This window comes from Paraburkholderia sp. GAS333 (assembly GCF_050435665.1).
Lineage (GTDB): Bacteria > Pseudomonadota > Gammaproteobacteria > Burkholderiales > Burkholderiaceae > Paraburkholderia > Paraburkholderia fungorum_A.
Genome location: NZ_JBNDKS010000003.1, coordinates 1,007,945 through 1,032,161, shown reverse-complemented (window position 1 = coordinate 1,032,161; position 24,217 = coordinate 1,007,945). Strand labels below are relative to the sequence as shown.

The following is a 24,217-nucleotide window of genomic DNA, read 5'->3' as shown; positions in this document are numbered from 1 at the left end:
CGCGTCAGTCTTTCAGACTGTCGAGCAGATGTTTTTTGAGCTTGCCAAGGCGCTGATGCGTGCGCGACTTGTCGTCGAGGCTCAGGCCGCCGAACAATTCGACGACCCACTGCTCGTGCGCGACCGCCATTTTGTCGAACGCTTTGCGGCCGGCCGGGGTCAGGCATACGCTGATCGAACGACGGTCGTTCGGATCGGTGTCGCGCGAAACCAGGCCTTCCTTTTCAAGCTGATCCGTAATGCCGGTGATGTTGCCGCCGGTCACCATCAAACGGCGCGACAACTCGGTCATCTTCAAACCTTCAGGCTGACGTTCGAGTTGCGCCATCAGATCGAATCGCGGCAACGTCGTGTCGAATTCGTTACGCAGACGCTTGCGCAATTCGGCCTGTACGAGGTTGGTGGTGGTCAGCATGCGCAGCCACAAACGCAGACCCATATGACTGTCCGCGCCCGTACTCATTTCGAGGTCCACGACATTCTCCGCAGGTTTGGCGATGCCTTTGCGCGGCGGTTTCGTTTCGGCCGCACCCGCGGCCTTTTTTACATTCGATGACTTGGTCACATGACTTCTCCACCAGAGATGGAAATGGATTGCCCCGTGATAGCGTCCGAACCGGGCTGGCACAACCAGAGCACGCTGTTGGCGACCTGTTCGGGACTCACGAAGCGATGTTGGGGATTCGAGCGCAGCAAGGTTTCGCGCGCCTGCTGTTCGGTGCGCGAGGTTTTGCTGGTGATCTGTTCGAGCGATGCCTGCAGCAGTTCGGTTTCCGTATAGCCGGGGCAAACTGCGTTGACAGTGATGCCTTTGGTCGCGACTTCGAGCGCGAGCGATCGGGTGAGTCCGATCACGCCATGTTTCGCGGCACAGTATGCGGCGACGTACGCATAACCGGTTTGCCCCGCCGTGCTGGCGACATTGACGACGCGGCCGTGACCGCGTTCGAGCATGCCGGGCAGCACCGCTCGCGTGCCGAGAAACACACCGGTGAGGTTCACGTCGAGCATGCGCCGCCACAACGCCACGTCGGTGTGCGTGAAAGGCGCGGCTTGCGCCTGACCCGCGTTGTTGACGAGGATGTCAACGGAACCCGCCTGCTCGAACGCATCGGCAACCGACTCCTCCTGCGTGACGTCGACACCGATACACGCGACGTCCCCGAGCACGCTGCATTTCTCGCGCTGCGTATCGAGGCGTTGCACGTTGCGGCCCATCAACGTGACACGCGCGCCTGCGCGCAGCAGTGCTTCGGCGATGGCCGCGCCAATGCCGCTGCCGCCGCCAGTGACGACGGCGTGTTGTCCCGCGAGCGTCGATTGAGTGGGTGTGTTCACGTAGTTCCCTCGGCGCGTTGCGCGCGTTCCTGTGCAGACAGCCCGGCATTCGCGGCAGCTTGCGCGCGCTCGCGTTCCAGATTGCGTTCGAGTTGCGACTTCGCGGCGGTGTAGGGCTTCGGCCACATCACATCGAAATAGCCGATTTTTGCGGCCTCATTCAGCGTCCACGACGGATTCGCCAGATGCGGACGCGCAATCGCGCAGAGATCGGCGCGACCCGCAGCGATGATGCTGTTCACGTGATCCGCTTCCGAAATCGCGCCGACTGCGATGGTCGCGATGCCTGCTTCGTTACGCACGCGATCGGCGAACGGCGTCTGGAACATGCGGCCATACACCGGCTTTTCCGCCTTGCTGACCTGACCCGACGACACGTCGATCATGTCCGCACCAGCGGCCTTGAATGCGCGCGCGATCTGCACGGCGTCGTCGGGTGTCGTGCCGCCTTCGACCCAATCGGTCGCAGAAATACGCACGGAAATCGGCTTGTCTTGCGGCCACACTGCGCGAATCGCGTTGAACACCTGCAGTGGATAACGCAGACGGTTGTCGAGTGAACCGCCGTATTCGTCGGTGCGATGATTGGTCAGCGGAGACAGGAAGCTCGACAGGAAATAGCCGTGCGCGCAGTGCAATTCGAGCCAGTCGAAACCGGCCTCTGCCGACATCTGCGTAGCGCGGACGAATTGCGCCTCGATTTCACGCAACTCTCCCTGAGTGGCTTCGTGCGAAAGCTGGCTGACGTCCCGCAGATACTGTTGCGGCGAGGCCGACACGAGTGGCCAGTTGCCCTCGGTGAGCGGTTGATCGATGCCTTCCCACGCGACACGCGTCGACCCTTTAGCGCCGGAATGGCCGAGCTGAATGCCGATCTTCGCATCCGACTGCGCGTGTACGAGATCGACGATGCGCTTCCATGCAGTGAGATGTTCGGGTGCGTACATGCCAGGGCACGCCGGCGTGATGCGCGCTTCGGGCGACACGCAGGTCATCTCCGTCATCACCAGCGCGGCCCCGCCCATCGCGCGCGCGCCGAGGTGCATCAGGTGATAGTCGCCGGCGATCCCGTCGACGGCTGAATACTGCGCCATTGGCGACACGACAACGCGGTTTTTCAGCGTGACGCCGCGCAGTTTGAACGGCGTGAACATCGGCGGGACCGAATGCGTTTGCGGGGCACGCTCGACACCTGAACGTTTTGCGAGCCAGTCTTCGAAGCCGGACAGATAATGCGCGTCGCGTTCACGCAGGTTTTCGTGCGAGATGCGCTGCGAGCGAGTGAGAAGCGAATACGCAAACTGTTCCGGCTCGAATGACGTATAGCGATCGACATGCTCGAACCATTCGGTCGAATTGCGCGCGGCGTTCTGAATGCGCAATACGCCGATGCTGCGCACGTCCGTGTAGTGCTTCAGCGCGGCGGCTAAATCACCGGGATGCGCGCCGATGCTGTTCGCGAGTTCAATGGCGTCTTCGAGTGCGAGCTTGGTACCCGAGCCGATCGAAAAGTGCGCGGTGTGCGCGGCGTCGCCCATGAGGACGACCGGCGTTTGCGAGCCGTCGGCGTTGTCGCGCCAGTGCACCCACTCGCCATTGACCACGCGCGGAAAGCGGATCCATTGTGACGAGCCGCGTAAATGCGCCGCGTTCGATAACAACGCGTTGCCGTCGAGATACTTCGCGAACAGCTTCTCGCAGAACGCGATGCTGTCTTCCTTGCTCATTTCGTCGAGACCGGCGGCGCGCCACACGCGCTCCGGTGTTTCGACGATGAAGGTGGATGTCTGGTCGTCGAAGCGATAAGCGTGTGCCTGGAACCAGCCGAATTCGGTTTCTTCGAAAGCGAAGGTGAAGGCGTCGAAAAGCTTTTTCGTGCCGAGCCACACAAAGCGGCAGTCGCGCAGATCGATATCGGGTTGATAGGTGGTGGCGTATTTCTGGCGGACCGCGCTGTTCAGGCCGTCGCACGCGATGATCAGATCGGCTTCGTAGACGCTGTCGTCTGTGACCTGGGTTTCGAAAACGAGTTTGACGCCGAGTTCTTCGCAGCGCGCCTGCAGGATATTCAGCAGACGTTTGCGCCCGATGCCGCAAAACCCGTGGCCCGACGAGCGGACTTTCTCACCGCGAAAATTTATTTCGATGTCGTCCCAGTGGTTGAATGCCTGGAGGATCGCATCGGCGCTAGGGGCGTCGGCGGCGCGCAGGTTGCCGAGCGTCTGGTCGGAGAACACGACGCCCCAGCCGAAGGTGTCATACGGACGGTTGCGCTCGACGACCGTGACTTCGTAGTCCGGGTTGCGGCGCTTCATCAAAAGGCCGAAATACAACCCCGCCGGACCGCCGCCGATACAGACAATGCGCATGCTTGTTCCCCAATGTGGACTCTGCTGTGGGGATTAATTTAGGCTTTGATAGTTTAGATGTCAAGTAAATTGAGGTGGCCGACCGGGGGGAGATGTCTTGTGTTGATCCGAGAGAATAAAGTCAGTCATTAGAGAATTAAGTCATTCATGGCGCCTCGTGGTCCGAGGCTCAAGGGGCGCCTGAGTGGACGAAGTGGAGATTCGGCGGAATCTGGCGAAGTTGGTGATGGTGGATTCGGAGGGCGAAGCTCGTTAGCGCGATTGCAAGTGAAGGCCCAACAAACGTATCGCTTTCCGGCCCTTGTCCGGTCCAGCCTCAGGGTTCACTCAAAATTACTGCATAGGTAGGTCAGGATTCAGCGCAAATCAACACTCATCTAGTGGATAGCGCTCCTGAAGACAGGATCGGCATAAAGTTTCGCCAACAATGTCTGTACGATCTGTGGGTAAGCCTGGGTTGCATTAGTAACAGCCACAAAACCTAAAAGCGACGAGTCCCAATTGCCGATAGCGGTCTTAACGCTGTCGTAGACAATGTCCGACCCGCGACGCACGACAAACCGTGCCGAGATAATCCCCTGCCCCTGCGAAAAACCTAGTGCGTCGATGTCATTCTTCAGTAGCACTCCACTTACTTCGAACTTCGCGTGCGACGACAAGTCCCCTGCAACGGCAAATTCCTGCTCCATTGCGTTTGACAGGTAGGTACCAAACGATCCACCGACTGGCGAGTGCATCCGGGCCGCGCGTAAGAAGACTGGATAAGGGTTATCGTGAGTCTCCGGTGCGTCAAACGGTTCGATACGTCCTTCGACTGGACCCAAAGACTTCAAGGCCTGAAGGTTGTCAACGGACGGTGCATATCTAGCTGCGTCGACTGACGTGCATGCGGCAAGAATGCAACTTAACGTCAAGCACACAACAGTCCTGTTCAACATCAAATATTTTCCATTGTTGGATCGTTCTACAAGTAATTGAGCTAACTTCCGGCAGCAGCGCTCAAATCAAAGCCAACAGAGCGGCTAGTGGCATCGCCCAAAAATCGATCGCACGTTGATCGTGAGAGATGGAATTGAGTGCTCAGTCACGCAGATGGATGTTATCTGAACAGGCATTGCGTTTGATTTCAGCTATTCGCTTCGATTATTGCAGTGCGGAAACAATGCGCGCCCCAACGAAACAAAGCGCTCATCATTTCGGTAAATTTCCAGCGTAATCTGCAATTCATCGACGCACGATTTATCGGCAGAATTTATTGAATCTGAAGTTACGCCTTATCGACCGGTCGCGGAAACGCGAGTCCAGCCCGTCGACAACGTCGCTTATTTGCAAGCTGCCAGATTCCGATGACGAACACGAAACGGCACGCGGGCATTTGCTGCCGACACACCCAACATGCCGTCGCCGACACTCAACGGGTGTTCGCGGAACTGTTATGACCGGCTACACATGATTGTTGATTGCGCTGAACATCTCTGAATCCTTCTTTTTAAATATTCTGAAGCATCCTTCCTTCTGGAGGGATCTTTTGGATCGAAGTCGGCAATTTTTTGTTTCCCGGGAGGTTATCTTGAATATTGGCTCTGTGACTAACACCCAATGGACCAGGCCGTCCTACCAGCCAGTTGCCCAGTCATCGGATTGGGATCCACTCGATCCATTGGTAAGCGTCGCGTGTGACATCGTTACTGTCGCGATAGCGGTAGCGCCAGTGGTTGGCCTGCTGGGAAGTATCATCGACATCTTCGTCTGATCGAGCGTCGGCTGCCCACGTCCATTTTTTTTTCGCGCTGCGCTGATTGCGATCCGCTTAAGCGCAGATCAGGCGTGGGAGGTCGTCTATTGTTTTCCAGATCGATGTAGAACGAGGGATTCGGATAGTAGAAGCACTGTGCGTACGAAGCACGCCGCTCACTTCGTGGAAAGTAGCTTCTAGCGGCTGCCGATAATCTTTCGGTTGTCTGCTTGCTGCGCTGAATCCGCTCGAGTCCAGCGATCAACTATCAACAGCACCAAAGCACGATCAGGAATCGACGTATGACGTGCTGTTTATTTCACCCCCGACATAATATGTCGCCCCGGCCCCAATCTCGATGGGCAGACGAAATCAGGAAAGCCACCATCCAGGCTAGCGTTGGGAAATGACTTTTATGCCGCACATTCTAATAGTTGATGTCGAAGAGGAAATCAGGTCCTTGCTGACCGACTTTTTCCGCAAGCACGGCCATGAGGTCAGCGCGGCGATCAACGGAGAGACGCTGTTCGCTGCAATTGAACGCCAGCCGGTCGATCTCGTTATCCTCGACGTCATGCTAGAGGGCGAGGACGCGTTCAGCCTCTGCCGGCAACTGCGCGCCACATCGAAGATACCTGTCATCATGCTCACCGCGTTTGCCGATCACGTCGACAGAGTCATGGGGCTTGAGATTGGCGCCGACGACTACCTGGTCAAGCCCTTCGACGCGAGGAAGCTATTGGCGCGAGTGAAGGCTGTTTTGCGCAGGACGAGAGATGCGGAATACACGGCAGGAAGCACATCAACAAGACCAGTCTTTCTTTTCGCTGACTGGCGATTTGACATCGCCAAACGTGAACTTCGATCGACAGACAATACGTTGACGATCCTGTCGAGTAATGAGTTCGATATCCTGCTTGTATTTGCCGAGCATCCGCAACGGATACTGAGCCGTGAACAGTTACTGGATATGGCTCGCGGTTCAACCTGTGAAGCCTACGGTCAAAGCATCGATGTTCAGGTCGGCCGCCTTCGCCGCAAGCTCGACACGCACGTGAGCGGCGAATCCGTCATTCGAACAGTCCGCGGAGGCGGATATATGTTCACTCCAGTGGTGTGCTGCGGATGGCCAGAATGCCGAGATGCTCCGGCGAATCACTGATTTGACGGTCGAAATCGAGGGGCGGGGAGATCCGTCATTTCGCTTGTCAGTGTCCGATTGCGAAGAAGCGGTCATCAGGGTTGCGCGTTTACGCCGGTTTTGCCCTTGGTGAGTCATGCCTACAGTCACGTTGCTGACTTCGCTGTTGCGTCATTGTCTGCGTGGCGTTGTTTTTACGTAGCCAAAACTAGTCCGGCCGTGACCATGACAAGCGACGTCACCAATGCGAGTGACGGCAAGCAGGCCGCTTTCACTAGTTCAATGATCGCGGCCGTAACCGGACCCAATGCCTGAAATGCTACGACGCGACTTGCATCCATCTTTGCCCGCGCCCACAACCAACAAAAATATCCTGGTCCGCTTGAAAGACCGATGAATAAAATATTGGCCCATTGCAAACCCTTGAGGGACGGCATGAGCGGCTGTCGCGTTAGTAAGCAATATCCGCTCAACAACAAAGCAGCGGCTCCCATCGCCAGTAAACAGGTTGTTAATGCCGGATAGCGACGAAGAAAGGGGCGATACAAGTTACTGGTAACTGCGCCGACAAGCTTGGCGCCCAACAGAGCGCAAAACCCAAAAAGACTGGTTATGTGAGACGACGTGTCGGTCCGACCAGTACCGCAATACCGATCAGATACCGCAGAAAGGCGAGCGTGGCTGGCGAAAGTTCACCCGCGACCGCTCTCGTGGATACCATGACCGCACTAACCAAAGCACCGGACGTTGCGGCCGCAAGTGTCGCTCTTACGTTGATGGTCATTTCGAGCCAATGCGGTTCAGGATTATTTTCCGGGTCGAACGAACTGCTGCTCGATCACCTTGATTCCCCATTGACCGCCCGATTCCTCATTCGCTAGTTCGAACCCAAAGGACTCATAGAGTCGCCTTGCCGCATCCAACCCTTTGAATGTCCAGAGCTGGGTTGCATCGAAGCCTTGCTGGTCGCAAAAATTCACGGCCGCAGACAGCAATTGCCGGCCCGCACCGCCGCCGCGACAGCCTTCGTCGAGGATGAACCAGCGCAAATGCGCTTGATTGTTGCCAAGGTCCTGTCCATCAATGGCGATTGAACCGACGATGCAGTCGTTTTGAATTGCGGTCCAGATTTGGTTGCGCTGCTCACCAAGTCGGCCTGCGAATTCGGCCACGCCAGTCGCGACCTGACTTTCAAAGAACTGCCCAAAGCCTGAGTGACGTGAATAGAACGCAGCATGCATTTCAGCGACGCGGCCGATAATGCCAGGACGATACCCGGTATCGATTTGTATGTTGCTTCGCGTCGACGTTGCCGTCCCCTCACGGCGCGCCGTCAACGCGTGGGCGTATGCGTTAAGTCCGTCAGCGATAGCTTGCTGTCGTGAAGGGTTAAGGTTTTCAAGCGCAGACGTCACCTGCATTCTGCCGTAGGAATGAATCTTGTCGAGGGTGCGCTTGCCTTTCTTGGTCAGGAAAAGCTGTTTAACGCGGCCGTCATTGTCACCAACGGCCTCCTCAAGTTCACCGGCTTCGATGAGCTTAGCCACCATTCGGCTGACACTGGATTTCTCCAGGCTGAGGGCCTGGACAAGTTGCGCGGCCGTTGAGGCACCGTTGGTACCGATTTCCAGCAAAGCGTGGACCGCCGATGGGGAGTAATGAGTACCGGCCAAAGTAGTCTGCATGAATCCAAGCTCTCGAACCATGGTGCGTGACGCGGCGCGGATTTCATCAATGAGGGACGGACGGGCGTTCATGGGTAGGCTCCAGATCAACATGGTTGCACTATACAACAATAAAGTTGCATAATACAACCAGTTGATTTGGCGTGACCGTCGTGCCTGAATCAGGCAGAACAGCGAGCGATGCAATAGCAAACAACAATCGAACTGCGAAAAGCCGGTTTCGGACGAACGTCCGCTGTCAATCAAGCACGAGCCACAAAGCAGGTCCGTTAGACCTTGGTGCGAACGTCTCGTCATGGCCCGAAACCGGAAGATCACTCTCTACCCGCATCCAACTTCTTCGCGAGGTTATGTCAACGCGTCCGGCAAAAGCGCGGCCGACAGGGCTCGTACTCGGCAGCAGTGAGTTGACTCTCCGGCGGCGAGATTGACCTTCACAGTTGGATCGGACAAGCCGGCGACTCGCTCCTTTAGCCTTCTCCAGAACCGGCAGCATCCTGATAGCCTGGCGGTGCACCGTTGAATGGTCGACAAGAATTCCGTGTTCCGTCTTTATCTCTTCCTAGTGCCGAAGAGCGGCCTGCTTCGCGCGACCTCATTCGCCCACGTCCCCGGTAGGCTTCCGCAACACAGCGAGCAACGACAAGCCGAAAGGCAGCGCACCGTGCGCAAGCCAGTGCCGTTCGACACTAAACAGACCATAGAGCGCCGCATTAAACGGTTGCGCTGGAACCGGAGCGCCCGTCGCGGCGTTGAAACCCGTCAGGCGCGATAACCACCGCGCGGCCGCCGCAAGAGGAAATAGCAGCGTATTGAAATAGCTGATGCGCTCGATGTCGTACCCGGCCGCCTCGATGCATCGCGTGAGCGTTGCCCGGCTGTAGCGTCGGTGGTGCCGCAGGAATACGTCGTGAGCGCTCCACAGACTCGGGCACGCTGGCACCGTCAACACGATCACGCCGCCTGGGGCCAGCAACGATTGCATGCGCGCGAGCGATCCAGCGTCGTCGGCGATATGTTCGAGGCAGTCGAAGAAACAGATGAGGTCGAAGCGCTCGCCGGCTGCCGTGCCGAAAGGCACGTCATCCGGGCAGCGACCGGCCCGGATATCAAAGCGGCCACCGGTTTTTCGCGCGCACAGTGCACGCGCGGTGCGGTCCATCTCGAGACCGCTTACCGTCCCGAATCCGGCCAGCATGTCGAGGTTGCCGCCGGTGCCGGAACCCACTTCCAGCACTCGCGCATTGGGTGGCAAGGCGAGGCTGCGCAGCACCGCTTGCAACACCTTGCGCCGGCCGCGGAACCACCAGTGATCGGCTTCGGTTTCGGCCATTTCCAGATAGGCGTCAGGGGACATCGTCGGCTCCTTGGCAGTGAATCCGGCTTATTGACCGACCACGCGGACGCTGGGCGCAACGCGCCTGCGAACGACCTCGGGGCGCGCCACATGAACTGGCCGTACCGGCTGGCGGTCCCGATGCAGCACGGTCACTTTGGTCTTCGCCTGATATCGGCGTCGCACGAGATAGACCGGGCGCTTTTTCGATTCGTAGTAAATGCGTCCGACGTATTCACCCACCACGCCGATGCCGATCAGCTCGATGCCGCTCATGAACAGCATCAGCGAAATCGTGGACGCGTAGCCAGGCACCGGGTTTCCCGACCACAGCGTACGCGCGACGATGTACCCGCCGTAGCAGAACGCCAGCGTTGCAATCGAGAGACCAATGTAGGTCCAGCTGCGCAACGGCACCGTACTGAAGCTGGTGATGCCTTCGAGCGCGAAATTCCACAGCTTCCATCCCGAGAATTTCGAGTGCCCGGCGCTGCGCGGTTCGCGTTCGTATTCGACGATGACAGTCCGGTAGCCGACCCACGCAAAGAGTCCCTTCATGAAGCGGCGGCGTTCGGGCAGGCTGCGCAGGGCATTGACGACCTGGCGATCGATCAGCCGAAAGTCGCCGACGTTTTCCGGCAGCTTCACTTCGGATAGCGCGTTATGGACGCGGTAATAGAGTCCCGCCGCCGTGCGTTTTGCGAAGGAATCACAGGCGCGATTGGTCCGTTTGGCGGCCACGACCTCGGCGCCCGCGCGCCAGTGCTTCACCATCACGGGGATCAGGCCCGGCGGGTCCTGCAGATCCGCGTCGATAGGAATGACGGCGTCGCCCACCGCTTCGTCGATACCGGCGGTCAACGCCGCTTCCTTGCCGAAGTTGCGCGTCAGGTCGATGACACGGATGCGCTTGTCGTTCGTGCTGGCGGCGATCAACTGGTCGAGCGTACCGTCGCTACTGCCGTCGTTGACGCAGACGATTTCGAAGCGCGTGTGTTCGATCGATTCGAGAATCGGCACCACGGCGGTAAAGAAGCGCTCTACCGCCTGTTCTTCGTTGTAGAACGGCACAACGAGCGAGATCAATGGTTTGTTGACAGGAGTGGACATGTTTTTCCCCGATCTATTTTTGTTGGTCTATGTAATGAGTGGGCATGGCACGTATTGCGATGCCGTTGCGTTCGAGCGCAATGCGTCGCACCAGCATGCCGAGTGTAGTCATGGTGAGAAGCGGCAAAAACTGGAACGGCAACCGGGTGACGATCACCATGCCGGCGAGAGGCGCGAGCCACAGCACGATCAGCCATTCGCGTTCGCCGCGCAGCCATCCACGGCGTAAGCCGTCATTGCAATACCAGGCGATGAGCACGCCGTACCACGCAAGGTCGTAGTCGTACAGATAAGGGCTGACAAGCAGGCTTGCGCAAACGAGCGTCGCTGCGCGCAGCGCATGGCTGCACGCGTTACGCCACGCATACCAGACGGCGGCAGTCGCCAGCGACGCGCTGATTGCCTGAGCCGCGTAACCGGCCGTCAACGGCGCGTGGGCCAGTTTCATCAGCGCGAGGGCGGTCGGCATGCGCGCCAGGAAGGCCCGGCCCGATTCAACGAAACCGGCTGCCATACCCGCGTTGTGCATGAATGCGACGAATGTAGCTGGGCCGAACCATATTGCTGCGAGCGCGAGCGTCGTTAAGGTGGTCAGCATGAACGCCAGCAATGCGCGCCATGAACGTGCGAAAAGCAGAGCCAGCGGAAACAGCACGACAAGATGCGGTTTCATGCATAGCAATCCAAAGCATATTCCGGCAACGACAGGCCGGCGAGGCAGCGCAAGTAGTCCGGCTGCGGCGAGTGCTGCGGTCAGCATGCCGTTTTGCCCCGCGACTGTCACCACCGCGACGCCAGGGAAGGCGAGCGCGACCAGAATCGTTATACGGTGCGGCACGATCGAGTGAATGGTTTTGACGAACAGCGCTGTCGTGCCGGCAATGAATGTCACCGCGGCAGCGTGCAATGGCAGCAGGGCGAGCGGCGACATGATCACCAGGGTGTTGGGCGGATACAGCCACGGCAGCATGCCGCCCATGGTGCGGAAGTACGGCGACGCACTCGCTTCGACGCTGGTCAACGCGTTGATGTTGTAGGCATCCACGGCATGGCCGTGAAGCGCAAGAAACGAGGCGCTCCAGAAGGGCAGGATATCCATTGCTATCGGCGGAAAACCGGCAAGCTGCTGCCACACCACGCGATAGAGATAGATGATGAAGACGGCGACGTAGCAGACCAGCACCACGGACGCATAGATCGACATACGTTTGCTGTCGAGCCAATGGGCGCTGGTGATAGCGGTGGTGCCACGCATCGTCATGCTGGTCACCGGCAGTTTGCGCGAGGAGGGCAGGCTCATGACGTCATCTCACCGGCGATCCGCACGCGGCGGAGGATCAACAGCAGCATCGACAGCAGGATGAGCGGGCCGATCTGCGGACCTTGAATCAGCCGGTTGAAGTACTCATAAAGCGGCAACAGCCACGCGAGCACCAGAACCGGCTGTTCAGCGCGACGCCATCCGTTGTCGAAGCCGGTTGCCATCAGGCAGGCAACAGCGATACCAGACCAGGCCAGTTCGTAGCCCCAAACGTAGGGATTGACGACGAGGGTGGCGACGCCCAGCGCAGCGGCGCGCAGGCGGGTGTCGCGCGTGTGGATCCAGACATGGCAGGCCGCCGCAATGGCGATCAATGCCGCGCACGCCTGCCCCGCATACGCCAATGCGAGTGGTGCGCCGCCTTCGCGCAGCACGGCGAACGGAGTGGGCGAGGCGAGCCAGTAGTCACGACGATGTTCCAGCACGACTTCTCGAGCGAGCTTCGTGCCCGCCAGAAACATCGGCAACGATTGGGCGCCGCTGGTGATGATGCCCAGAATGCCGAACAGCGATGCGCTCAATGCGGCGAAACCCAGCGTGCGCCATGCCCGCGCGGCGATCAACACGAACGGGAATAGCAACGCCATTTGCGGTTTCATCGCCAGTAAGCCGATGCACGCACCGGCGCGAGCCGGGTGGCGAATCAGCCAGTGAACGGCTAATGCGGCCAAGCCGGCGGTCAGCAGAGAGTTTTGTCCGACCACGGCGGCCACGAACACGCATGGAGAGGCAGCAACGAACAGCCACGCGTGACCCGAACGGCTCATGCTGGAAGCAAGCCGGGAGACGCCGAGCGTCGCGAATACGAAGAGCAGCGTGCTGAGTCCGATAAAAAGAAAGTAGGCGACGACAGGCGGTATCAGCGCGAATGGTCTGACGAGCAGCAGAAACGTGGGCGGATACAACCAGGGAAGAAAGCCGCCCCGTGGATACTGGAACAGCGCCTTCTGGATTTTTTCGAAGTAGGTGTAATCGTAGACTTGCCACGCGGGGCCGTGCAGCATCGCGTTCGAAGCCGACCAGAAAACCGAGAAATCGACACCCGGTTTCGGGAGATCGCCAGCAGTGAACCCGTCGCTTACCTGCGCCCAGAGCACAAAGAAAACGGCGTACAGGATCAGCATCGCGCCGCTATACACGGCCACGCGTTCAGCAATGAGAACATTGCGAATGGGTTTTGCGCGGCTGCGCAAACCGGGTTGTAGAAGGTCCATGATCCCCGCCGTTCTGTTGTCCGGATGTGATCCCGTAGATCCATCCAGATGCTCTATTTTTTGTTTCAGATTACTAATCGTATTCAATCGGCTTCGTTTGATAAGCGTTGTTTTTGCGTTGCCGATTGATTCATTGTGTGAAGAAAATTAACCGACTTGCAAGCGCCTAATTTTCTTCCTCAAGGGTGAGAGGTATCAGAGACCTCTTCTGGCGAGGAAAGCGGACACCCTTATGTGCGCTACCACTCAAACCGTTCTCAGCGCTGAGACGGGTTATGCAAAACGAATGTTCGCAGAACGCCGCTTTTCATATGAACCGAGACCGTTGCCGTACCAGGGTATGTCCTGGGTAAATCGTTTGGAGCCCCAGCCGGCGGGCCTCTACAGGAATTTCGACAAGGGCCGACGACACCGGAAACTGTCGCAGGGGTGAGACGTTTCGTGCGCAAGCGGGAGGGACCGCGTGGGGCGTCAATGCGAAACCCCTGTGTTTTCAATCTCTTGGTCGAGCTGGCATCCCGCTTGCTCTAAAGGGGATGCGCCAAGTTGACGACCCGACCAGCTCGACAACGAAGCGCCCCAGAAGCAGACCGCGAGTTTTTGAAGTCGCGACTGCTTAAAGAGAGCGCCGGCTTGGACCGGCAGCCGGAAATGACGCAATACGGGGTAGAACATGACAATCAAGTCGAAAAGACTGACTGACCATCGCAAGTGCAGGGCGAACCACACGCTCACACGCCACCAATGGCTTGCAGCCGGCGCATCTCTGTTCGCCCGCTGGCTGCAACGCCTGACCTGCGAAGCGGCCACGCTGCTCTGCCCACCGGCCTCTATTTATTCCGTTTCGCTGAAGCCTGCCCCAGTGCGGATCAATACCTGCACACAGGCGAATCTTCGTCGAACGTAATCTCGCTTCACCTATTTTTTCCTGCAGTGCCGGTAGTGCGTACCCTCGGGCCAATCCTGGTCAAGGGCATTTATTTAGACATCCATAGGAGTCTGTCATGAAGAACATCATCGCTCAAGCTTCCCGTTTTGTCCGCGACGAAGACGGCATTTCGGCCATCGAATATGCGCTGCTCGGCTCGCTGATCGCCATTGTCATTGGCACAGCAATGACATCGCTGGCGACGGCCATCAAAACGACTTTCGACAATATCGCCACCGCTCTTTAGTGCGCCCACGGGCGGGCGAACGGGAGCTTCCGGTTCGTCCGTACCGGGTTGAGAGTCAGCCGTCGATGGCGCGCCTTCCCAGGCGCTGCCAACGGTGCGGCCAGCACGCCGGCTATCCGGCGAACAAATTCTTTCCGGCTGCAGTGAAGCGTTGCTGCAGCCGTAGCGTGAACAACCAGTCCGACGGAGCGAGACCTTTCATGACACCGCTGCCCCTGCCGCCGCAACCTGTGCCTTTGTGCGTGATCGTGCTGGTCATCGTGGCGGCCAGCACCGACATCGTCACGCGCCGGATTCCGAATCGCGTGATTGCGATCGGCCTGGTGGCGGCGCTTGGCGTACAGCTCTGGTTACATGGACTGGCGAACGGAGCGCTCGCGTGGCTGGCGGGCGCCGCGTGTGGCTTCGCGTTGCTATTGCCGTTCTATCTGGTACGCGGCATGGCCGCTGGCGACGTCAAGTTGCTGCTGACGGTCGGCGCATGGGTCGGCCCCGTCATGACGTTTCATATCGCGCTGGTCACGCTCGTGATCGGCGGAGTGTGGTCGGTTGGGTTGGTGGTGGGCCGCCGTCGCGTCGCGCAATTGCTGATCAATTTGCGGCAGATCCTGACGCCGCAAACGTCGTCGAGCGGCGGGAAATTAACGGCATCGGTGGGCAGCATTCCGTACGGTGTCGCGATCGCGGCCGGCACGCTCGGCATGTTGTTCGCGGCGACGTTCCCGTAACGCAAAGAGGTTGAAAACAATCCTGCCACCGGCGAGAACCGCCTGAGGCAATCGTATCGAAAGCGGACATCCGGCGGGACCGGACGTTGTGATGAACCATGCAGGAGTGTTGCCATGAAAAACAGTCGCGCTTTAGTCATGCTTGCTTTTGCCGTGCTGGCCGGCCTCGCCGCCGTGGTGCTGGCGTCGCGCTGGCTGTTGCAGACCTCGTCGAGCGCCGTGACGCCGGTTGTAGTGGCCGCGGGCGTCGTCAACCTCGGCGAGCCGATCACGCCCGCGCTCGTCCACACGATCAACTGGCCCACGGGCAGCGTTCCGCCCGGTGCTTTCGTCGACGACAAAGCGCTCCAGGGACGCGTCGTGCTGACGAGTCTCGCACCTGGCGAGCCGGTGCTCGAATCGAAGCTCGCGCCGGTCGGTACGAAAGGTGGACTCTCGGCGGTGATCGGCTCGGGCCGTCGGGCGATCACGGTGCGCGTCAACGACGTGGTCGGCGTGGCGGGTTTTGCGTTGCCTGGCAATTACGTCGACGTGATCGTGAATACGCAGCGACCCGCCAGCGTCGACACGCAACAAAGCATCTCGAAGATCGTACTCGAACAGATTCTGGTGCTCGCGGTAGCGCAGCAGGTGAGCCGCGACGACACCGCGCCGAAAGTGGTCAACGCAGTCACGCTCGAAGTGACGCCCGAGCAGGCCGAGAAGCTCGACCTCGCGCGCAGCGTCGGCACGCTGTCTCTCGTCCTGCGCAATCAGATCGACAAGCAGACACCCTCGACGGACGGCGCGACCAAACTCACCTTGCTCGATATGCCGGCATCGGCGCCAGCGGTCGAGCCGGTTCATCCGGTGCGTGCGCACTACGCGGCGCGGCCGGCGCCGAAGCGCGACTGCATCGGTGTGCTGTCGGGCGCGACGGGCAGTGTCGAGTGTTTTTAATCCGGCGCGGCGTTCGGCACGACACATTCAAAAACGACGGTCTCGGCGCATCGGCATCGAGCAACGGGGGCATAAGAACATGAAAACAGAACTGGGGTTCTCATCCGGCAGCCGCACGCGTCGTCGCGCGCTGAGCGGGACAGTGCTCGCTGCAGCGCTGTGCGCTGCAATGGGCATGGCGCAAAACGGCGCAGCGCAGGTGATGAACGGCGCGCCTGCGCCCGGTCAGGGCGCTGCGAACGCACCGTTGCCGGTTGGGCGCGGTCCCGTGCCGATGATGATCAGCATGGCGCCGATGTCGGCCGCACCGTCGGCCGGCGGCAAGTCGATCGGCAATGCGCCGTTGAGTGGCCCAAGCTGCACAGGCGAGATTACCGATGAATCGAGTGTCGCGGTCCCGGTCGGCAAGTCGGCGCTCGTGCCGCTTGCCGAACCGGCACGCAACCGCACGCTCGGCAACCCGATCGTCGCGCAGGCCACGCTGGTGTCCGCGCGCACGCTCTACGTCGTGGGCATGACGGTCGGCACGACCAACATGATCGTGCAGGGACGCAGCGGCCGCTGCCAGATCATCGACGTGATCGTCAATGTCGATTCGGACGGACTGCAGCGAACCCTGCAGCAACTGTTGCCGTCCGAGCGCAACATTCGCGTCTCGAGTGCCGCAGGCAATTTCGTGCTGGCGGGCAATGTGTCGAATCCGCAGGCCGCGCAGCAGGCGGTGGAGATCGCCAACGCATTCGCGGGCGCGCAACCGACCCAGCAACAGCAGGCAAGCACCACGAACTTCGCCGGCGCGGCCGCCAGCCTGAGTCAGCAGAGTTCGAGCGTCAGCAAGCCATCAGAGATCATCAACATGATGACGGTCGGTTCGCCCCAGCAGGTGATGCTCGAAGTCAAAGTCGCCGAAGTCTCGAAGACCCTGCTCAACCAGTTGGGCGCGGCGGTCAATATCCAGGGCGGCTTCGGGTCGTGGACCGGCGCGCTGGTGAGCAGCCTGCTCGCGGGCGTGGGTAACGGCATCGCTGTCAGCAAGGCGAACAACCGGCCGTTCAACATCGCCGTCGATGCGCAGAAGAGCGACAGCCTCGGCAAGATTCTCGCTGAGCCCAATCTCGTGACGCTCAGCGGTCAGGAAGCGTCGTTCCTCGCCGGTGGCAGGGTCTTCATTCCGGTGCCGCAAAGCAACGGCACCGGCGGCTCGACCATCACGCTGCAGGAAGAAGAATTCGGCGTAGGTCTGAAATTCACACCGACCGTGCTGGCGGGCAGCCGCATCAATCTGAAGGTCGCGCCTGAGGTCTCCGAACTGTCGCCGACCGGGGTCACCGTGACCTCATCCGGCACCAGCGGCTCGGCGATCCTGCCGCTCATCACGACCCGGCGCGCGGCGACCACCGTACAGATGAACGACGGCGAAAGCTTTGCGATCGGCGGGCTGATCCAGAACAACATTACGGGCTCGCTCAAGGCGGTTCCGGGTATCGGTGAAGTACCGGTGCTGGGCGCGCTGTTTCGCAGCACGTCGTTCCAGCAGGACCGCACGGAACTCGTTTTCATCATCACCGTGCATCTCGTGAAGCCTCTGCCAAGCGGCGATTATCCGCTGCCGACCGACAGTTTCCACCCGACCTCCGACGCTGCCGTCTACGCCACCGGCAACATGGAAGGCCGTCAGCCTCAACAAGCGGCCCCAGCACCCACAGCGCCGAATGCGCCGCAAGCGCCGGCACCTGCACCGGTACCGGAGTCGAACACGCCGGCTGCGTTGTCGCCGCGCGATACGCAGGTCGGCCGGGAGCCTGCGGTGGCAGTCGGCTCGCCGGAGAGTGCGGGGGCGTCGATGGCGACACCGCTGCCACCCGCTAACGCACCTTCCGTCAGCGGCGCCGCACCGAATCCCGATGCGACGCAGCAGCGGTCCGCAACGGGCGATCAGCAGGTACTCGCCAAAGCGGGCGCAACCCCTCCCGCAGATGCACGTTAAAGCGTGGCCAGGAGAATCTCATGACACTCGAACATCTTGTTTTGGCTGGCCGCGCGGCACTCGTGCTGACGCTGGGCGCAGCGCTCGGCGGTTGCATGACGAGCACGCCGACGTGGGACGCGCATTTCGGCGACGCCGTGCGTACCGTCAGCCAGATGCAGATCATCGATCCGCACGCGGGCGAGCACACGCCGTCCACGCCGGGCGTCGACGGCAAGGCGGCGGTGGCGGCACAGAACGCCTACGACAAATCGTTCCAGACGCCGCCGTCCACGTCGAATGCGTTCGTGATCGGCATCGGCAATGGCAACGGCGCTGGCACCGGCGGGCAGTGATACCTGTGACCGCCCCGCGTCTTGCGCATTTCGCTGACGGCAACCTCCGTCGGTCCATCTGGTTCGTTGCGGTGAGAACATCATGATCAATGTCCTGGCCCTCTCTGAAGACAGCACCCGGCTCGCGCAGATCGTGCGTCTGATCGGCGAATGCGGCGGTTGCCGGACCACCCGCGCGACCGGCAAGCCGTCGCGTCTGAGCGAACGGGGCGACAGTCTCGATGCGTTCGATGTGCTGATGGTCGACGCGGAGTCGCTCACCGACGCCGAACTTGCCGTCGTCGAGAGTCTGCATCACGCGCATGCGCGGCTCACCTGCATTCTGGTGACGCCCGACACGTCGTCGCCAACCCTGATCGCCGCCATGCGCGCGGGTTTTCGCGACGTGCTCGGCTGGCCGCTCGATTCACGGCCGCTGGGCGAAGCGCTGCGTCGCGCGCAGGCCCAATGCGCGCCCGGCCACGCGCACGACACGCGGATCCTTTCGTTCATGTCGTGCAAGGGCGGCGCGGGCACCAGCTTTATCGCCAGCAACGTGGCGCACGCGATTGCGAGCAGCGCGCAAAAGCGCGTATTGCTGATCGATCTCAACCAGCAATTCGCCGACGCCGCTTTTCTCGTGTCCGACGAAACGCCGCCTTCGACGTTGCCGCAAATCTGTTCTCAGATAGAGCGCATGGATCTCGCGTTTTTCGATGCGAGCCTCGTGCATGTCAGCGAGCACTTTCACATCCTGGCGGGCGCGGGCGACCCGATCAAGGCGGCCGAACTGCAGGACGACCGGCTCGAATGGATTCTCGGCGTGGCGGTGCCGCGTTACGACTTCGTGCTGTTCGACCTCGGCCAGACCATCAATCAACTGTCGATGCTCGCGCTCGACAGCAGCGAGCAGATCCATATCGTGCTGCAGGCGAGCATGCCGCATGTGCGGGCCGGCCGCAGGCTGCAGGAGATTCTCGGTTCGCTCGGCTATGCACCCGATCAGATGCGGCTCCTGCTGAACCGCTACACGCGCCATGCCGAGCGTCCGCGCGCGGCGCTCGAACAGGTGCTGGGCATGCAGGCGTGGCAGGTCATCCCGGAGGATGCGGCAGTCGTATCGGACGCGATGAATCAGGGCTTGCCGGTTCTGACGACCGCTCGTAAAAGCGACGTCGCGCGCAGCCTGCAAACGCTCGCGCAAAACATTGTGGGCGGCGTGCCGGCATCGGGGCGGCAGCCCGCGGCACGCACGTCGTTGTTGTCGCGGCTGGTTAGCCGTCCGGCGGCGCCGAAACTCGAAACGATGTAACGCCAGAGGGGATCATCATGTCGCTTCGTCAACAGCTTTCCGCGCAACGCAACCCGCCGTTGGGCGCTTTACCGGACCAGGCCGATCCGGGCGCTGGCATGATGCGCGCGGCGTATCAGAAGCTCAAGCGCGAGGTTCATCAGGCCGTGCTCGAACGCGTCGAACTGGAGCGTCTGTCGCGCCTGCCCGCCGATCAGGTCCGGCAGGAAATCGCCGCGCTGATCGGCCGCATTCTCGAAGATCAGAAGGCGCCCGCTAATGATCTCGAACGCAGGCAACTCGTCGTCGATGTACACGACGAGATGTTCGGCTTCGGGCCGCTCGAAGTCCTGTTGCGCGACCCGACCGTGTCGGACATTCTGGTCAATACGCACCGCCATACCTATGTCGAACGGCGCGGGCGTCTCGAAGCGACCGACGTGACGTTCTACGACGACGCGCATCTGATGAAGGTGATCGAGAAAATCGTCTCCGGCGTCGGGCGGCATATCGACGAATCGAGCCCGATGGTCGATGCGCGTCTGCCGGACGGCTCGCGCGTGAACGCGATCATCCGGCCATGTGCGATCGACGGGCCGCTGCTGTCGATCCGCCGCTTCGCGGTCAAACCGCTCGAGGTGTCCGACCTCGTCGAATTGCAGAGCCTGACGCCGCCGATGGCAGAAGTGCTCGATGCGCTCGCACGCGCCAAGGTCAACATTCTGGTGTCGGGCGGCACGGGCAGCGGCAAGACCACACTGCTCAACGTTCTCTCGGGTTTCATTCCCGCCGACGAACGCATCGTCACGATCGAAGATGCGGCCGAACTGCAATTGCGCCAGCCGCACGTGCTGCGGCTGGAGACGCGCTCGGCGAACATCGAAGGACGCGGCGAGATCACGCAGCGCACACTGGTGCGCAACGCGCTGCGGATGCGGCCCGACCGGATCATTCTCGGCGAAGTGCGCGGCGCCGAGGCGCTCGACATGCTCAACGCAATGAACACCGGCCACGAAGGCTCGCTGTCAACGATCCACGCCAATACGCCGCGCGATGCGCTAACGCGGCTCGAAAACATGATCAGTCTCGGCGGCCTGTCGCTGCCGACCAAAACCATGCGTCAGCAGATTGCTTCGGCGATCTCGGTGGTCGTGCAGGCCGTCAGACTGACCGATGGCCGCCGCAAGATCGTCAGCATCTCTGAGCTGACCGGACTCGAAGGCGACATGATCAACATGCAGGAGATCTTCGTTTTCAAACGCTCCGGTGTCGATTCGAAAGGCACGGTTCGCGGACACTTCTGCGCGACCGGCGTGCGGCCGAAGTTCGCCGAGCGTTTGCAGGCATTCGGTGTTGCGCCATCGGATCAGATCTACGATCCGGCCCGCCGGTTCGAAACGACATGACGGGTCGAACTTTCGCGCGTGAGCGGGCGGACCGCTGTCTGAGGAGACTCGCATGAAGCCGATTTTCTACGCATCGATCGTTTTGTTGTTCGTTGCCGTGGCGCTGGCAATGGAAGGCGTCTACGAATACTGGAACAGCCGGCATGGACCGGCCGCACGCCGCGTCGATTCGCGGATTCGCGCGGTATCGGCGGGCGGACAGGTCAGCCGGGAGCGCCTCTCGATTCTGAAGACGCGCATGCTGGCCGGTTCGTCGTGGTCGGAAAGCCTCATGTTGCGCGTGCCGCGCGTGCATGCCATCGATCTGTTTCTGCAGCAGTCGGGACTGACGTGGACGGTGGCGCGGCTCATCGGTACATGCGCGGTCATGCCGCCGCTCGTGCTGCTGCTGGGCAGCCTGGTCGCCGCGCCGCTGGTTCTGACGGCGGGCGCCGCCGCGTTCTGCGCGATGCTGCCGGTGCTGTATGTGAAGCGCCACCGCAACAGGCGCATCCGCCAACTCGAACGGCAACTGCCGGATGTCTGCGACATGCTGGCCCGTGCATTGCGCTCGGGGCACGCATTTACCGGTGCGATCGACATGGTGAGCACCGAGTTCCCGGAGCCGATGAGCGGCGAATTCCGCATTACGTTCGATGAAATCAATTACGGCGTGTCGATCAGCGAAGCGTTGACGAATCTCGCGACACGCGTGCCGATTCGCGATTTGCGCTACTTCGTGATCGCCGTGCTGATCCAGCGCGAGACGGGCGGCAATCTTTCCGAAGTGCTCGACAGCATTGCCGCGCTGATCCGCGAACGGGCAAGGCTGTTCGACAAGGTTCGCGTTCTCTCTGCCGAAGGCCGGATGTCGGCCTGGGTGCTGAGCCTGCTGCCGTTCGTCACGGCGGTCCTGTTGATGCTGGTCAATCCGGGCTTTATGGACGTGCTGTGGGAAGACCCGGTGGGGATCAGGATGGTTGGGGTCGTCGTTACGTCGATGGTGTTCGGGATGCTCTGGATGCGGCACATCGTCAGGATCCGGGTGTAGGGACGCCGCGCGGAATCATGCGCACGAATTTAATCGAGGAGAGGTCATGCAAACGCTCAACGTGACGCAGATGCTGCTGCTCGCTGCGGTCTTCGCCGTTGTGTTCGCCGCCGCATTCGGCGTGATGCACTTTTTCGCGCCACGCGACCTGCGTCGGCGGATCGAGCAGGCGGGCGGCGCGCAGGTTGCGGCAGGAGGCGGCGAGACACCGGAGTCGCCGGATATTCCCTGGTTTGAAAGGCTCGCGGAGATTTCACAGCCGCTATCCAGATTGTCCCTTCCGAAAGACGGCTGGGAGAAATCCGCGCTGCGGCTGCATCTGATGAACGCGGGCTGGCGATCGCCCAGCGCTGCGCCGGTCTACTTCGCCGCCAAGACCGCGCTGGCCGTCGTGTTGCCGATGCTGGCGTTGCTCTGGCTGCTCGGCGCATCGATCGATGCAACGACCAATGAACGCCTGGCGATCCTGACGATTGTGGGCGCGCTGGGTTTTTATCTGCCGAACATCGTGCTGACCCGGCGCATTGCGTGGCGCAAGCGGGTTCTGGTCGAAGACTTTCCCGATGCGCTCGATCTGATGACGGTTTGCGTCGAATCCGGTCTGGGCCTGGATGCATCGCTGATGCGAGTGAGCGATGAAATCAGACTGAGCAGCCCGGTGGTGGCAAGCGAGCTTGAACTGATGTTGCTGGAAATGCGTTCGGGGTTCTCGAAGGAAAAAGCGTTGCGCAATTTTTCGCTTCGCACAGGCGTGGAAGATATCGATTCGTTTAGCGCGATGCTGGTTCAGGCGGAGCGTTTCGGCACGAGTGTGGGGGCGTCGCTGAGAGTGTTGTCCGACACGCTGCGTACACGGCGGCGTATGCGCGCGGAAGAGAAGGCCGCCAAAATCGCGGTGAAACTGCTGTTCCCGCTTATTTTCTGCATTTTCCCGGCGCTGCTCGCGGTGTTGCTGGGACCGGCGATGATTCATATCGTCCGTGAAGTGTTTCCGAGTATGGGCGTCGTCTCGTTTTGAGGACGGTGCTTTTGCGCGCTGTCGGAGTAACGAAATAAACGCTCACTGGACAATTGACTGACGTACTCATCGACGCACGGGGAGGGGCCAATGAAACGGAAAAATCAGCACGGCGGAGCGGCGGTGGAGTTCGCTCTTGTGCTCCCCATCCTGCTTGCGTTGCTGTTCGGCACGGTGCAATTCGGCTGGCTGGTGAACAACTATCTGACGTTGACGAATGCGGCCTCGCTTGGTGCACGCCTGCTGGCCTCGGAGCGTGGCTACGCCAAGCCCTATACCGATACGCAACAGGCCATCCTGAGTTCCACGGCCTCGCTGACAAGCGCGCTGACCATCACGATGAGCGTGGGCGGCAGCACCTGTTCGAGCGACAGCACTTGCGCGGCCGCGTTAGGAACATCGACCGTCGCGCCGACCGCTGGAACGCAAGCGAAGATATCGCTCGGATACTCATTTTCGCCCATTTTCAGCGGCACTTTATTCAACCTCAAGTCGATCATGCCGACCAGCCTGAGCGCGAATATGTCCGAGATCGTGCAATGAATATCGACCTGCACATTTGTCGGCAATGCGCCGTTGATGTCGAACACTGCTGCGCTTATGTGAGCAGGAGCCGATCATGACGTTAAAGAAACAGAAGGGCATCGCTGCCGTCGAGCTTGCCATCACGCTCCCTGTGCTTCTGCTGATCGTGCTGGGGCTCGCGCAATTCGGCTGGATGCTCAGCAATTACATGATGGTCTCGAATGCCGCATCGGCGGGCGCACGCTATTTCGCTGCGCAGCGCGGCACGACGAATCCCTATACCGGTACGCAGGCCCAGGTGCAAACGTCGGCGGCGGTGTTGAACAGCAGCAACCTGTCGATCACGGCGTCGGTCAATGGCGGCAACTGCACGAGCGATGCAGCGTGCGCCGCCGATCTGACGAGTGCCGCAAGCGGAGCCGCCGTTGCGAACGCGGTCGTGACGGTTACGTATAGCAATTTTTCGCCTTTATTCAAGGGCTCTTTGTCCGGTCTCTATTCGATGATGCCATCGGCGCTCGTTGCGACGGCAGTCGAGCGCGTGCAATAGACCAA

The 24,217-nt window shown here is 60.4% G+C and carries 22 protein-coding genes and 1 pseudogene; 12 read left to right on the top strand and 11 right to left on the bottom strand.

All coding sequences use genetic code 11. The features are described from left to right. Positions 1–4 precede the first annotated feature (4 nt). The 4 genes from ABH945_RS20380 to ABH945_RS20365 all read right to left on the bottom strand — a co-directional run bounded on the left by ABH945_RS20380 (position 5) and on the right by ABH945_RS20365 (position 4,396). On the bottom strand, positions 5–565 hold the full coding sequence (locus tag ABH945_RS20380; protein ID WP_429251713.1) for a MarR family winged helix-turn-helix transcriptional regulator: 561 nt from the start codon (positions 563–565) through the stop codon (positions 5–7). Continuing rightward, complete coding sequence (locus ABH945_RS20375) at positions 562–1,338, bottom strand: SDR family NAD(P)-dependent oxidoreductase (RefSeq protein ID WP_429251712.1); 777 nt, start codon at positions 1,336–1,338, stop codon at positions 562–564. The genes ABH945_RS20380 and ABH945_RS20375 overlap by 4 nt, the downstream gene beginning before the upstream one ends. Continuing rightward, entirely contained in the window at positions 1,335–3,707 is a 2,373-nt protein-coding gene (locus ABH945_RS20370) for a bifunctional salicylyl-CoA 5-hydroxylase/oxidoreductase (RefSeq protein WP_429251711.1), read from the bottom strand. The genes ABH945_RS20375 and ABH945_RS20370 overlap by 4 nt, the downstream gene beginning before the upstream one ends. A gap of 377 nt (positions 3,708–4,084) precedes the next feature. Continuing rightward, on the bottom strand, positions 4,085–4,396 hold the full coding sequence (locus tag ABH945_RS20365; RefSeq protein WP_083380104.1) for a hypothetical protein: 312 nt from the start codon (positions 4,394–4,396) through the stop codon (positions 4,085–4,087). A gap of 1,452 nt (positions 4,397–5,848) precedes the next feature. Between ABH945_RS20365 and ABH945_RS20360 the strand changes: the two genes are divergently transcribed. After that, the gene (locus ABH945_RS20360) at positions 5,849–6,604 is read left to right on the top strand and encodes a response regulator (protein WP_429251710.1); all 756 of its coding nucleotides are present in this window, start codon (positions 5,849–5,851) and stop codon (positions 6,602–6,604) included. A gap of 173 nt (positions 6,605–6,777) precedes the next feature. Here the strand turns inward: ABH945_RS20360 and ABH945_RS20355 are convergent, their stop codons facing one another. The 7 genes and pseudogenes from ABH945_RS20355 to ABH945_RS20325 form a co-directional block, all read right to left on the bottom strand. After that, positions 6,778–7,131, bottom strand: a complete 354-nt coding sequence (locus ABH945_RS20355; protein WP_429251930.1) for an EamA family transporter — start codon at positions 7,129–7,131, stop codon at positions 6,778–6,780. Positions 7,132–7,389: 258 nt separating this feature from the next. Further along, positions 7,390–8,340 carry a helix-turn-helix domain-containing GNAT family N-acetyltransferase gene (locus ABH945_RS20350; protein WP_429251709.1) on the bottom strand — a complete coding sequence of 317 codons (951 nt, stop codon included), beginning with the start codon at positions 8,338–8,340 and terminating at the stop codon, positions 7,390–7,392. Between the two features lie 376 nt (positions 8,341–8,716). Beyond that, a pseudogene (locus ABH945_RS20345) lies at positions 8,717–8,830 on the bottom strand (IS6 family transposase); the annotation flags it as partial. Positions 8,831–8,863: 33 nt separating this feature from the next. Further along, a complete protein-coding gene (locus ABH945_RS20340) occupies positions 8,864–9,625 on the bottom strand; it encodes a class I SAM-dependent methyltransferase (RefSeq protein ID WP_429251708.1) in 762 nt (253 codons plus the stop codon). Between the two features lie 27 nt (positions 9,626–9,652). Then, the gene (locus ABH945_RS20335; protein ID WP_074770750.1) at positions 9,653–10,714 is read right to left on the bottom strand and encodes a glycosyltransferase family 2 protein; all 1,062 of its coding nucleotides are present in this window, start codon (positions 10,712–10,714) and stop codon (positions 9,653–9,655) included. Between the two features lie 13 nt (positions 10,715–10,727). Next, positions 10,728–12,014 carry a glycosyltransferase family 87 protein gene (locus ABH945_RS20330; protein ID WP_429251707.1) on the bottom strand — a complete coding sequence of 429 codons (1,287 nt, stop codon included), beginning with the start codon at positions 12,012–12,014 and terminating at the stop codon, positions 10,728–10,730. Beyond that, positions 12,011–13,249 carry a glycosyltransferase family 87 protein gene (locus ABH945_RS20325; RefSeq protein ID WP_429251706.1) on the bottom strand — a complete coding sequence of 413 codons (1,239 nt, stop codon included), beginning with the start codon at positions 13,247–13,249 and terminating at the stop codon, positions 12,011–12,013. The genes ABH945_RS20330 and ABH945_RS20325 overlap by 4 nt, the downstream gene beginning before the upstream one ends. Before the next feature lie 1,004 nt (positions 13,250–14,253). Here ABH945_RS20325 and ABH945_RS20320 point away from each other — a divergent pair. From ABH945_RS20320 to ABH945_RS20270, 11 genes are all read left to right on the top strand, one after another. Then, a complete protein-coding gene (locus tag ABH945_RS20320; RefSeq protein ID WP_074770748.1) occupies positions 14,254–14,424 on the top strand; it encodes a Flp family type IVb pilin in 171 nt (56 codons plus the stop codon). A 200-nt stretch (positions 14,425–14,624) separates the two neighbouring features. Continuing rightward, on the top strand, positions 14,625–15,152 hold the full coding sequence (locus ABH945_RS20315; RefSeq protein ID WP_429251705.1) for an A24 family peptidase: 528 nt from the start codon (positions 14,625–14,627) through the stop codon (positions 15,150–15,152). Between the two features lie 114 nt (positions 15,153–15,266). Continuing rightward, a complete protein-coding gene (cpaB, locus tag ABH945_RS20310; protein ID WP_074770746.1) occupies positions 15,267–16,091 on the top strand; it encodes a Flp pilus assembly protein CpaB in 825 nt (274 codons plus the stop codon). 79 nt (positions 16,092–16,170) lie between these two features. Continuing rightward, positions 16,171–18,078, top strand: a complete 1,908-nt coding sequence (locus ABH945_RS20305; protein ID WP_429251704.1) for a type II and III secretion system protein family protein — start codon at positions 16,171–16,173, stop codon at positions 18,076–18,078. A gap of 20 nt (positions 18,079–18,098) precedes the next feature. Next, entirely contained in the window at positions 18,099–18,413 is a 315-nt protein-coding gene (locus ABH945_RS20300) for a hypothetical protein (RefSeq protein WP_074770744.1), read from the top strand. An 82-nt stretch (positions 18,414–18,495) separates the two neighbouring features. After that, complete coding sequence (locus ABH945_RS20295) at positions 18,496–19,704, top strand: AAA family ATPase (RefSeq protein ID WP_429251703.1); 1,209 nt, start codon at positions 18,496–18,498, stop codon at positions 19,702–19,704. A 17-nt stretch (positions 19,705–19,721) separates the two neighbouring features. Beyond that, positions 19,722–21,089, top strand: coding sequence for a CpaF family protein (locus ABH945_RS20290; protein WP_429251702.1), 1,368 nt, complete (start codon positions 19,722–19,724; stop codon positions 21,087–21,089). Between the two features lie 52 nt (positions 21,090–21,141). Beyond that, a complete protein-coding gene (locus tag ABH945_RS20285; RefSeq protein ID WP_429251701.1) occupies positions 21,142–22,119 on the top strand; it encodes a type II secretion system F family protein in 978 nt (325 codons plus the stop codon). Between the two features lie 46 nt (positions 22,120–22,165). Further along, on the top strand, positions 22,166–23,137 hold the full coding sequence (locus ABH945_RS20280) for a type II secretion system F family protein (protein ID WP_429251700.1): 972 nt from the start codon (positions 22,166–22,168) through the stop codon (positions 23,135–23,137). Between the two features lie 90 nt (positions 23,138–23,227). Then, a complete protein-coding gene (locus ABH945_RS20275) occupies positions 23,228–23,680 on the top strand; it encodes a TadE/TadG family type IV pilus assembly protein (protein ID WP_074770738.1) in 453 nt (150 codons plus the stop codon). Positions 23,681–23,756: 76 nt separating this feature from the next. After that, entirely contained in the window at positions 23,757–24,212 is a 456-nt protein-coding gene (locus tag ABH945_RS20270; protein WP_429251699.1) for a TadE/TadG family type IV pilus assembly protein, read from the top strand. Positions 24,213–24,217 lie beyond the last annotated feature (5 nt).